The sequence below is a fragment of the Succinimonas amylolytica DSM 2873 genome (genome assembly GCF_000378405.1).
Lineage (GTDB): Bacteria > Pseudomonadota > Gammaproteobacteria > Enterobacterales > Succinivibrionaceae > Succinimonas > Succinimonas amylolytica.
This window is the reverse complement of sequence record NZ_KB899636.1, coordinates 417,823-428,855: the sequence shown is the minus strand read 5'-3', so window position 1 is coordinate 428,855 and position 11,033 is coordinate 417,823. Positions and strand designations below refer to the sequence as shown.

Annotated in this window: 9 protein-coding genes; 1 reads left to right on the top strand and 8 read right to left on the bottom strand. The window is 42.0% G+C overall.

Annotation, left to right across the window (positions count from 1 at the left end; genetic code table 11):
- On the top strand, window positions 1-181 hold a 181-nt coding region (locus F557_RS22890), incomplete at its 5' end, for a hypothetical protein (RefSeq protein ID WP_211209508.1).
- 146 nt (window positions 182-327) lie between these two features.
- Here F557_RS22890 and F557_RS0101900 read toward each other — a convergent pair.
- From F557_RS0101900 to F557_RS0101865, 8 genes are all read right to left on the bottom strand, one after another.
- A complete protein-coding gene (locus F557_RS0101900) occupies window positions 328-1,473 on the bottom strand; it encodes an ankyrin repeat domain-containing protein (RefSeq protein WP_157617723.1) in 1,146 nt (381 codons plus the stop codon).
- A 47-nt stretch (window positions 1,474-1,520) separates the two neighbouring features.
- Window positions 1,521-2,636: a S41 family peptidase gene (locus tag F557_RS0101895; protein ID WP_084761373.1), complete on the bottom strand. Its 1,116-nt coding sequence runs from the start codon at window positions 2,634-2,636 to the stop codon at window positions 1,521-1,523.
- A gap of 6 nt (window positions 2,637-2,642) precedes the next feature.
- Window positions 2,643-3,059 (bottom strand): hypothetical protein, encoded by a 417-nt coding sequence (locus tag F557_RS0101890; protein WP_157617722.1) that lies wholly within the window; start codon window positions 3,057-3,059, stop codon window positions 2,643-2,645.
- A 69-nt stretch (window positions 3,060-3,128) separates the two neighbouring features.
- Window positions 3,129-3,830: a glycine zipper domain-containing protein gene (locus F557_RS20875; protein ID WP_019000575.1), complete on the bottom strand. Its 702-nt coding sequence runs from the start codon at window positions 3,828-3,830 to the stop codon at window positions 3,129-3,131.
- Window positions 3,831-3,840: 10 nt separating this feature from the next.
- Window positions 3,841-5,481 (bottom strand): SUMF1/EgtB/PvdO family nonheme iron enzyme, encoded by a 1,641-nt coding sequence (locus F557_RS20870; protein ID WP_084761370.1) that lies wholly within the window; start codon window positions 5,479-5,481, stop codon window positions 3,841-3,843.
- Between the two features lie 19 nt (window positions 5,482-5,500).
- Window positions 5,501-7,957, bottom strand: coding sequence for an ABC transporter permease (locus F557_RS0101875; RefSeq protein WP_019000573.1), 2,457 nt, complete (start codon window positions 7,955-7,957; stop codon window positions 5,501-5,503).
- 23 nt (window positions 7,958-7,980) lie between these two features.
- Entirely contained in the window at window positions 7,981-8,697 is a 717-nt protein-coding gene (locus tag F557_RS18400) for an ABC transporter ATP-binding protein (RefSeq protein WP_019000572.1), read from the bottom strand.
- Entirely contained in the window at window positions 8,694-10,748 is a 2,055-nt protein-coding gene (locus F557_RS0101865; RefSeq protein ID WP_019000571.1) for a vWA domain-containing protein, read from the bottom strand. Before F557_RS0101865 ends, F557_RS18400 begins: the two co-directional genes overlap by 4 nt.
- Between the last annotated feature and the right edge of the window lie 285 nt (window positions 10,749-11,033).

The following is an 11,033-nucleotide window of genomic DNA, read 5'->3' as shown; positions in this document are numbered from 1 at the left end:
TCCGGGCCGCCACTCCATTCCAGGGCATGCAGCGTTCCGAATGCGGCTTAAGGGCCGTCGCTTTCGTTTTGTCCGCCGGGGAGCTTTCTTTCATAATAAATTATCATTTTTGAAGCAATTGGAAATTAACCAGATTCAACTGCAAAATGTAAGATGCAAGAGCATCCTGAAAGCTATCTGAGAGATGTCCGATATCTAACAAATGTTGTTATTTTTATAAAATTTCGCGGTATCGGGTATCAACAAACTCATACGTTACGTAATTATGTTCTCTAAATCTGGGGAGTTCCTGTAACTGTACTACACCTTCCCCGGAGCTATCTCTAATCATTTATTTCCGACATTGCTTATTAAAAAATCCTTCATAGCCGACATATCTGGGTCTGAGTAGTCATTATCGACGATGTTTTGGTACACCGTTTTAGATTCATCCCCATAAAGAGACGGCATAGGACTTTCAATAGACTTTTTCAAATCGCCGCCTTTTTCTATTAAAAGCTTAAGAATTTCCAACTTGCCATTTACTATCGCATAGTTCACTGCAGAAATCCCTTCATTGTTAGCACTGTTAAGATCTCCTCCCAACATAACAATCTTATCAAGGAGATCTGAGGTTACAGAATCGGCATTGTCTCTATTTTTAAGAAACTCGGTCAGTGGGGTACCTTTATTCTCAAATCTTATATCCTTTAAGGACGGTTTCACGGTATCAAGAATGATTTTCAAAATATCATCATTGCTGTTAAACACTTGAAACAATGTCCTATGATAACCGTTCTGATCTGATGATAGAACGTTTACCCCTGATGATATAAAAGCCTTAACTACATTGAGATCCCTATTTCCGTTTTCAAGATAAACACAAAACGCCGGATCTCCGTACGGCTGCCCGTCATCCGTTTCATATCTGCTATCAGGATTCATGCCGTTCTTCAGTGCCTGAATAATGCTATCCGAATTACCAGCATCCGACGATGCCACAAGCTCCATAAAATCATCTCTGGTAATTGCTAATATGATATTATCCTTTTTTTCTGATTTATCATCCGTATGTTGATTTGTTTCTGATTCTTCTGGAAGTGATAGCTTAATCCTTTCATTAAGATCTGGAATCTGAACCAGTTTTGCCATTACAGCATCATCTTTTACCTTTACCTTTCCCTTAACTGTATATCTGCCGTTGTTCTGGGTCATGTCCAGCGACGATTCATCAACAGCTACCAATTCATCGACATTCATAAAAATATCAGTGCGCAGAATACGGGCAAAAATCCTAATATCATCATCAGATATCTTATTTTTGATATTCTCTCTCAGTGCCGCCATTTTGAGATTTCCAATAGCTGCTTTCTCATCCTTGCCATTACCTTCAAGATGATACACAGCATCCGTTTCTGATAGAACTGGTTTTTCCATCCCTAAGAGGAGCATAACCACAAAAAGACAACAAACTTGCTTGATATAATTTTTCATATCCACCCAATCCAGACAAACAATTGCTGGCAATACACCGATTACTGTCAATGATGCTTAACTACATCTGGAGAAAAACCTACACCTTCCCAGGTATCATCACTGCCAGGAAACAAAAGTTCTCCCACTGTAAGCTTCAGAAAACTTCCATCGGATAGCCTAAACAAATCCTGAACTTTAGATTTTCCTGCAGTAGTTTCGCCATAGGTTCCAACATTTGCACCGGATTTTAAAGACACAATCATCATTTCCGCTGCACTCGCAGTAAGATAATCTTGCATAACAACAAATCTGAGATTACTGGCAATTCCAGATTTTTTTGCCTGCACCTCCTTAATCCCAGCATTGTTCTTAAGTCTATAAACAGTAGCTCCTTCAGCCAAAAAAATACCAGCGCTCAGAGCCCCCTGTTCCATAACACCTCCTGTATTACCTCGCAGGTCAATAAAAAAACGTCTGTATCGTTTATCTTTGCCGTCTCCGGTAACAAAACCCGGTTCATTTTTTAGCTTTTCAATTTCGGAAAGAAGCTGAGCACTGGTATTGTTTCCAAATCTGAATATTCTGATGACCGCCGGATTACTGCCAGTTCTAACAACATCGGGATAACTTTGAATCTTTCTCGTTACAGGGACTGTATACATATCGCCACTGCTATCCAATGCGGTAATTTCAACCTCTGTTCCTTCAGGGCCCCTGATCAGATAACCTATCTCTTCCAGGCTCATTCCGGTTATATCAGTTCCGTCAACTTTTTTCAGGATATCTCCGTATTCGATTCCACTGATATCAGCAGGTGACCCCGTAAAGGGAATTAATCTAATTCTTCCGCTACGATCCGAAATAATATCCATTCCGGTTCCTGCAACCGCAGACTTTCCGAGATTCATAACACGCTTTAAGGTTGTTACCGGAATATAATGAGCATAGCGATCTCCTTCAGACAACATCCTGTTAAGAGAACTGGCATCCATAGCTGCTATGTTTACCGAATCAAGCTTCTCAAGTATATCACCGTCAAAATCATAGGACTCCTTGTTAAGAAGTTCCAAGATTTCATCAGCACAAGGAACTGCAATCGCAGATTGGGACACTCCCATAACCGTTGTCGAGATCACAACATACAACGTAATAAAAAACGTTCTTCGAAGACCGAATCCCATAAACGATCACAGTCTGCTCAAGGCATCTGCCTCCATTCTCAATTCATCTAACTGCTGGCGCAATCTCTGAATTTCTCTCTTCTTTGATTCTGTATCCTCGAGTTTCTCTACTCTGACGGTCTCCTTCTTTATGGCCTCATTCTTCCTAGACAACAACGAGGCCTTTTCGGACTTGTTTTTGTCTCTCTTTAAAAGAGTCAGTTGCCGGTCTATCTTTTTCTGCTCAGCATTAAGGTTAGCCTTAAGTTTTACCACTTCCTTCTGCCGTGTTGCAAGATCCTTTGACAGGCGCGAATTTACCCGCTCCTCTTCAGCCTGTTCTGCTTCAATACTGGCAAGTCTGGCTTCTCTATCCTGAATTCTTCTTTCATACTTATCAGAACTGTAACTGAACAAACCTCCCTGTCTGGGATCGTCTGTCATATTGCAACCAATCAAAAAAACAAAAACGCCCACAAAAGCAGGATTAAAAAAACTCCTCATAAAAAGCTCCTATACCGCTAGCCGTGCAGAAATATTGGCAAGCTTTTTATTGCTTTCCTGCATCTTCTTGATTTCATCATTAAGTTTTTTGATCTCTTTATCGAGTATCTGAGCTTCTCTACTGTTTCCAGAATTTTTAGCATCCTTTGCTACTGCCAGCTGCTTCTGTTTTTCCTGATTAAGCACTTTGATATTTTCAGAAGTTTCATTCTGTAAAGCCTGAATGCTCTTTCTTTCCTTTGCAAGCTGTGTTGATTTTATCTGCTTGTTTTTATACGCCTTTTTAAGCTCCTGCGACTCCTTGTCAAGAGTAGCTATTTTTTGTCTTAGATCATCATTCTTCTTTTTACCTTCGGCCGTAACAGTTCTAGCATGATCAATACAGTCATCAAGCCAGTCTTCCCGTCTGGCATACTCAGCCTTTTTGTCTGCTACATGCTTTCCAACCATAAAACCAGAAAGAGAACCGACCCCCGCTCCAATAGCAGCACCAAGAAGAGTGCCTTGGGTATTTCCTCCTATAGCCAATCCTAGGAGTGCGCCGACAGCAGCTCCCACACCAGCACCAGTCAGAGTACCTTCTGTTTTTGTCCTGGTACTGTCATCATGAATATTGGAACACCCTGTAACAGAAAGGGAAATCGCCAACGAAAGACATACGGCCATTCCCGTTCTGCTAATACCATTTCCCACAAAATTAATACTGTTCATATAATATCCCCTATTTCAGATAATCCTTTTTCCATCCGGCGGCATTTGATCGCTTTTCCTTCTCATAGCTTAAATAATGATTCTTTGTTATAGCGATTTTTGCAATCTGCGCCCTCAAATCTTTTATTCTTTCTTCAGCCTTGCGATCCTGGGAATGCTTTTCCACATTAAGCTTTCCCTGCATTCTCTTTGTATAGTGATCGAAGCCCTCAAGAACAACTTCTTTAGGAAGCTTAACTAGCTCCCCCATAATCTCGCTGTAATTTTCAATCCCTGAGCTTATATTGTACTCGTACTGCTCCGCTCTTTTCTGCAAAAGCTCTGAATTTGATTCCCTCACAACCTGGAGAGCCTGAAGATTCATCGACAAATACATGCCTCTTTCACAGGCTATCTTTACCCACACCTTTGCGGAATCTTCATCGGCCTTTCTTCGGATCTTGACCATATCCTGCAAAGCCCCCCTGGTTCCGGCTATCTCCTTTTTGAGAGAATCAAATAGTCCGGCCTTTTTGAGAGCCTCACTGATAGAATCCAACCTCTTCAAAGCATCTTCTGCCGGCACGGATTCTTGGGTTTCGGTATCTGATACTGAAAGGGCGGCCGGCATTTTAGCTCCTGCTCCCTGACGATGCTTTGGCCAGTCTTTTTTTATCTCCGCTATAGCTTTGTTATCGGTCTGAACCGGACTGGTCAACACCAGTCTGAATCCCATGGTAGGCTTGATATTTGGACGCATCCCTTTTTCAGAGGATCCCAGATAAAAAGGTTCCTCTGTCCGTTTAAAGGACGATAGTTCATCCTCCTCAGTCAGGTAGTGGCCTCCTCTCGCGACAAAACCTCCGCCGCGCCCCTGATAATACTCAATATAAAAAATGCTGGTCGTCATTTCCGTTACATTTCCCAGCATATCATAAAGCCCAAGCGGATTAGGCTGCAGTTTACCAACTTTCTGAATCTTGTTATGCGATGACGATGGACCGGAAAACCATTCGTAGGCAGCCAACTCTTCATCCTCATCATAGGGATAAGAATTGTCAAAAACCGTTTTTTTCACGGCATTACCACCTCTTGCAGCAAACTCCCACTCGACTTCAGTAGGAAAACGGACATATCCCGGATAAGTACCAGATGTCGGAAGGGAGGATCTTTCATGTTCGTAAAAATATTGGTTTAGCTTGTCAATAAAATTCATTGCCTGAAACCAGGAAATACCGGTTACCGGATAATCATCCCCTGGACTTTTTACATTCTCTCCAGTAACAGCCTTATACTGTCCTGCAGTGATCTCGTAGGCCCCCATATAGTAATAACGGCTTTGACTATCCTTAAAGCCGCCCCCAATAACCACTGCGGTAGGTGGATTTTTATAACCATCAGCATCATCAGAATCCTCCCCCATTTTAAACATCTGTCCGTCTAGAGGCCCGATACCACCATCAACCCGGACTTTTTTAAATACAAAGGAGGTATTGCCCGGTCCCTTCAGCGTCAGAGTATCCTGCTCATCAGCAGCCTCTGCAAATCCGCACAGCAAGGAGGCCACACATATTACTGGGGAAAGCAGGGCTGTCATGAATTCAATCATGATACCGTCCCTGAAAAAACGCCTGTTATCTGCCAGCAGGCAACATTTAAGTAATAAAGTCATTCATTATTTCCCTTGAAAATTATTCATCACGGAGGGATTCCGACGGATCAATACTCATAACCTTTCTTGATGCAACAAGACCGGAGAGCATTGCTACACCAAAAGCAATCATATAGGTTGCTGCAAAATGAGCATAATCCAGATGACAGAATTTCTCCCCGCCTTGAAGCTGATACGAAAAGCTGTCATTGACCGCATATGCGAGAGCAGCATATACCCCGAAGCTTATCAGAATTCCCCCAGATGTCAGCATGACCGAACAAACCAAGGGATAAATACACAGATGCCCCCCATGGACACCTAAAAGTCTCAGAATTGCAAGCTCTTTTCTCTTTCTTTCAACATTTGCATAAACGTTAGCAATGAGGCAACAAGCAGCACCAGAAATGGATGCCGCTGCAATCATCCAGAACAAAAGGGAGAGATACCGATCTAGCGTAAGAATTTCAGAAATGCGATCCGCCTTACTTACTGTTTTTATACCTTCATCGCTAAGCTTTTCCTGCAAAGTAATCACGTCATCAAGACTTGAAGCATACATTCGGAAACCTGTGTATCCCTTTCTCTTGATAAGAAATGCTGTATTTCCTGCTGAATCAATGCCATCACTCAGTTCCCGTTGCGCAAGAAGCCCCAGCTGTCCTAAAAGAGACGGAGAAACCAGGAGAATCTCCGGGTCTTTAAGCTCATTCAAAACTTTAAAGGAAGCCTCAAATTCAACTGTTCGCTCCTGAGACTCTGAAGATTTGTCAGTCTTATCGTAATTAAAATAAGTCACCTTCACACGAAGTTTTTTTTCAGGAAAGTTTTTTATAGCCTCAGGAGAAGCAAAAAACAGTCTTTCCCCAGAATTCTTTCCAAAATCACAGACTTTTTCTTTTCCTGTACATAAATCACTGTCATAAACAGAAAAAACGGAACTATCTTCTTTTGTTTGCTCCATTGTTTCGGCATTATCGATTAAAGATCCGGCATCTTCTCGTATTTCAGAAGATTTGGGGAGTGTTATTTTTAATTTCTCTCCAGTATCAAAAAGCTCTTCCTCCTCTTCAAATCCCACACTGTCAATCTGTTTAAGAGAGTCCTCTGTTTTCTGTGACGTACTCTCAAAATATGTTACATCTGCATCCTGATTTATTTCTGCTTCGGAATATTTAATCTCTTCTTTATAAAAATGTTCCATAAATGACTTGTCAGACGAATCACTATTACTGTCAGAGGACTCACCAACGAGATTACTGGAATCCATTTTATCGTCTGCCTTATGGGCACTGTTCGCATTATTCACTGAATCAACCGGATTGTCTTCGAAATTATTAATTTCCTGCGCCTTTTCCGAAACATAATTATCTGTTTTTAAATCGTTTATGCCATTCACACTAACATCGTTGATATCAGAGGCTTTAGAATCCTCATAAGGCGATACAGCCGAGTCAGGAACAGGATCTGCGACAGCTACCGGTACGGGAAGAATCTTTTTGAATGCCGTAAGAGACGACAGGTTAAACTCTTTACCAGACACTGAAAGAGTGAGATAAGGATTGGCCGGAATTACCCATGAATCCCCCTTTCCCCGCAGTTTATCGGAGAGCATCGCAAGATCATCACTTCTGGCAGGCATTCCCACAGTGCTCAGAATATAAATAAAATGCTGTCCGTCCAAAAGAGGATGAATATCCTTCGCTTTATTTTTTTCACTGTCATCAGGGGCAAAGACATTTTTAATTTTTATAAAACCTGTATTTTGAACCAGCATAGCCTCTCTTACAGAATCCAGTTTACGATCCGTAACCAGAATCGCTTCTGGAACGACAGGAAAAGCCTTGCTATCTGCCCCCTTCCATCCCAACTCAGGAACAGCCATTCCATCCTTAAATCCTTCAACTTGCTCCAGAAATCTCAGATCAATATAAGCAGCCGCAACCATCCCCGCTGCATCAGGAAGAATACCTACTACCTTCAATTCCCGTTTTTCCCGCGATTTCCCCTGATCTCGGGAAACTGTAACTGTAATGTAATCTCCTTTCTGAGCCTGAATTCTCCTTGCTGCCTCCTGTGTAAGTACACATGAATCATAATCAGGAATGATAACTCCGTAGTGAATAAGCAACGGATCTCCAGAAGATGTTGGATATAGGTCCAGCGATTTTTTCTGCTTCCCTCCAACTACCTGAAATTCAGCACTCGCAGCAAGTCTTCTCGTGCGAGGAATAACAAATGATACAAGTGGATCATTTCGTTTATGATCAAACCATTCATAATCATAACGATTTTCATTTACAGATATAATCTCCATAGTTGCAGGATTGCTTAGTAACCGCATCCGCAGTGTTTCCATTATTCCTGACTTCAAACCAAAAAAAATCAGGAGAGGAGTCGCAATTGCCGTCACTGCAAACATCACACAAAAACTCATTCTCCACTCGTGCAGAATATCCTTGCACGAAAGAACAGAAATGGTTAATGCCTTTACCATAAAAAGATTATCCCGTTTTTTTTCTAACTGTTTGGTATGAGCGTTGATTTAATGCCGTTTGTTTTCTCAATTCTGAATGTAACTTCATAATCTGCATACTTATGCATAAGACTGCGATCATGGCTAACAATCAGGAGTGACGCTTCATTTTCTGCAACGGTATTTTTCAGAAGTCGACAAATCTCTTCTGCGGATACACTGTCAACAGCGGCTGTAGGCTCATCAGCAAGAACCAGACCTGGTTTGTGAATCAGAGCTCTGGCAATAGCCACTCTCTGTCGCTGTCCACCCGAAAGATATTGGGGTTTTTTATTCAGCTGATCTGCAATTCCCATAGCTCTTGCTAGTTCGATAGCACGATTTCTTACGGTCCTCCCATCCATACCAGCCAATTTTCCTGGCAGCATAATGTTTTCACGAACAGACAAAAACGGAAAAAGACCGCCAGACTGCAGAACATAACCAATATCACTTCCACGTATATCGGCCTGTTCCCTACGCGAAGCAGAAAAAAGATTTATCTCCTTCTGCCCACGGTACATCACAAAACGTTCTGCTGAATCAGGCTTCAGAACCAGTGCCAGAATATCGGTCAAAGTGGATTTACCGCATCCGCTCTGACCAACTACAGCTAGTGTTTTTCCGGGATAAAGATCCAGTTCTGGCACATAAAGAGTGAAGGAAGAATCATTCTTTGTACGACTGAGACGAAGTTCCCTCACGCTGAGACAGCTTTTCATGGCATTAGATCCAATGGAATAGGAGCCACATAATCATCTGGATCGTCCCCTTCATTCAGAGCTATCCATTTGGCAGTATTGTCATGAATTTCTCCATAAGCCCTGATCTTGGATTCTAGATTGCTCAAAAAAGCATTCTGTTCATCCGGCCCCCAGCTTTCCCATACTTCGTTGTTCATCTCCATAAGACGACTCTTGTATGGAAGATTCTTCAGAAAATCAGGAACAAGTCCAGACTCGGCAATATTGCCGGCCTTTGACAACTTTTCAGGATCGCGGGCGGCTACTGCCGAGGCTGCCTGAAGAGATGTAAAAAAATCATCTCCGCTCACCTGATTTGTTTCTCCTGCTACCAAAACTTCCTTAAGCAAGGTGGATATGGCATCTAGCTGAGCCTTTGTCAAAAGAAGCTGAACCTCAAGAGATTGTCTGGTACTGTCTTTCAAATCCTTATCAGAAACCCAGGCTTCAATATCTCGTGGAGGAACCACATTTACTTCATTGCCAAGCCATGTCACTACTGCCGCATGGAGAGCCTGATTTATCACATCAGGTGCCAGGCCCACTATATCAGAAGACTCTTTCTTGAGAATACTGACAGTATCAACCTGCTTCCCTGTAAAGGAGCTTTCCGCGTTAGCCAGATAATTCAAAGTTCTTTCCGTAATCATGGCCGCAATATTTTCAAAACCTTGTGTATCAGAAGCAGCTACATCCCAGTAGAGAGATTCAGATACTCCAGGGTTGTTGGAAAGTGTCTTAAACTGATTTGCAGCTATCTTGTTGTACTTCTTTGTTTTCTGGGGCTTTATATGTATGGCAAACAAAGTAATACCATTATCGTCTGCAATATGTCGCATCGTTTCCTGATTCAACCCTGATACGTTCCACTCGTGCCCTTCCTGATGCCCTGGAGCATCTCCAACCAGAATTACGATTCTTATTGTATTGTCGCGCCATGCAGTATTTTTAACCGCATCATTTACACCTGAAAACAAATCCTCATCAAAGGTTACCGAATCAACATTTGTTTCCTTGACGCTACTTATTGTTTTCACAAAATCCTGAGCACTCTGGAGCTGGGGAGTAAAATTATTTGTTACATACTCAAGTCCTTCAATAGTAGCTGAATCCCTGTATCCCCAGACACCAAAAGCCACTTTATCCCCAAAACTCTTATTTTTGGCTATTTCTCCCGAAACTCGGTTCATAATCTCTCTGACTCTTTCGATGTATGGCCCCATACTGCGAGTAGTGTCAACAACCCAGACAATATCGTATTTCATATTCTTCAAATCCTTTGCCTGTGATTCAGAGGATGTGTTCGAAGCTGTCAGATATGTTTTATTTTCACGAATATCGGACGATTTACGATCCTTTTCAGAACTGCTTACCGCAACAATATCAAGAAGTCTTGATTCCCGTCCGTCAAAATCCACAACCTTGTAATCCACTATAGGCATAAGGGTAAAATTGTCAGCATTGTCCACCGCCATTTTCGGCTCTACCGATAAAACAGGAAAATCCTTTGCAAGTTTGCCTTTTCCGGAAGCGGCTTGGTCAATTGCCGTGTAATAGCCATCAACTTTACTGTTTCTATCTTCTTCAGAAAGTCCGATAAGAGTATTTAGAACATCATCATCATCAAACATCAAAACGGGACTTCTTCCATCAGGATGGCTGAATGTAAGACACATTGTCTGCTTCCACTCAAAAAGATCATCACCTTTCATCCACCCCTTAACGGAACCTCTGTCATCACTCCCAACTTCATACCATCCGTTTCCAGACGCTGCAGCTTCCCCCTTTGGCCTTGTATAAACAAAATACGATGAAAACGTCGGAAGGTTGCTCTTCAACACCTTACTGCCCTCCGCATCGGCATAAAGAACCGCTCCGGGACGTGTCAGAATTCTGAGAGGTACCTTAGAATCACCAGAAACAGTAACCGGAATTCTTCCTTCCTCTGCCCATGTGTCTCCAACGCCAAAAGCGGCGGACCCAAAAATCAGCAATGAAGCTACAGCTGTAAACAGTCTAGATGTTTTCATAAAATCCCCTCAAAGGAATCTAATTCTCTTAACAACAATTATTGATTCTATATCCCTACAGACTCTGATAGTTAGGTATTGCAGTTAATCTTTCATGCCAATTCAAAACTTAAGTATTTTTTCTAATTATTTTTGTGACAAACTTCAAACAACCAACATTCAACAATTTATTTCAAAAGTCGTTTCTTTTGCTGTACAAATCACCCAGGGTATGGCCGTTTTATCCCTGACATACCCCATGAAAGAAAGTACTAGACCGTTGTAAGTTCATGGTCCGGTACATAA

Excerpts from the sequence above, each read along its gene's own strand:
- F557_RS0101900 (WP_157617723.1), bottom strand. The coding sequence starts at position 1,473 with ATGAAAAATTATATCAAGCAAGTTTGTTGTCTTTTTGTGGTTATGCTC.
- F557_RS0101895 (WP_084761373.1), bottom strand. The coding sequence starts at position 2,636 with ATGGGATTCGGTCTTCGAAGAACGTTTTTTATTACGTTGTATGTTGTG.
- F557_RS0101890 (WP_157617722.1), bottom strand. The coding sequence starts at position 3,059 with ATGACAGACGATCCCAGACAGGGAGGTTTGTTCAGTTACAGTTCTGAT.
- F557_RS20875 (WP_019000575.1), bottom strand. The coding sequence starts at position 3,830 with ATGAACAGTATTAATTTTGTGGGAAATGGTATTAGCAGAACGGGAATG.
- F557_RS20870 (WP_084761370.1), bottom strand. The coding sequence starts at position 5,481 with ATGACTTTATTACTTAAATGTTGCCTGCTGGCAGATAACAGGCGTTTT.
- F557_RS0101875 (WP_019000573.1), bottom strand. The coding sequence starts at position 7,957 with ATGGTAAAGGCATTAACCATTTCTGTTCTTTCGTGCAAGGATATTCTG.
- F557_RS18400 (WP_019000572.1), bottom strand. The coding sequence starts at position 8,697 with ATGAAAAGCTGTCTCAGCGTGAGGGAACTTCGTCTCAGTCGTACAAAG.
- F557_RS0101865 (WP_019000571.1), bottom strand. The coding sequence starts at position 10,748 with ATGAAAACATCTAGACTGTTTACAGCTGTAGCTTCATTGCTGATTTTT.